We start from the raw sequence: 435 nt of genomic DNA, 5'->3' as shown, positions 1-435 counted from the left end.
CGCCGTCCGGCAGTCTCGGCTGGTCCTCCGGGGCGGGGCGGGGCTCCTCCCGGTCCATGTACCGCATCCCGACACGTACGGCCCAGATCAGCGCACCGGCCACGATCAGCCCGCCGATGAAGGCCGCGAAGACGGCCCACCTGTGGGTGTTCGCGGCCAGAACTACATACGTTGCCGTGTTCATGCTTCCGAGTATGGCCGAAGAAATGAGATAAAGCGCCCGGAATGTCCGACCCTGTCACGCTCGTGGCCCGCCCCGGAGGGCGCCCTCCCCCGCGGCGTGACAGATTGCGGCCAGAGGAAGGCCGGGACGGGCCGTCGCGTCCCCACGTGTGCAGCTCGGGGCCCGTCCCCGGCCTTCCCGCCCTCACGCCCCCGCCGACACCCCACCGCCTCACCTCCCGACGCCGTCCCCGCCGAACGGGGGCCGGACAC

At 72.0% G+C, this 435-nt stretch carries 1 protein-coding gene; it reads right to left on the bottom strand.

Annotated features, from left to right (window positions below; genetic code table 11):
* A partial coding sequence (locus B7767_RS38585; RefSeq protein WP_256923724.1) for a DUF6479 family protein occupies nucleotides 1-184 on the bottom strand: 184 nt, incomplete at its 3' end.
* Nucleotides 185-435 lie beyond the last annotated feature (251 nt).

Origin of the sequence: Streptomyces sp. 13-12-16, from assembly GCF_002114215.1 — a bacterium.
Taxonomy (GTDB): domain Bacteria; phylum Actinomycetota; class Actinomycetes; order Streptomycetales; family Streptomycetaceae; genus Streptomyces.
The sequence above is the reverse complement of the archived record's forward strand: the minus strand, read 5'-3'. Positions and strand labels throughout refer to the sequence as shown.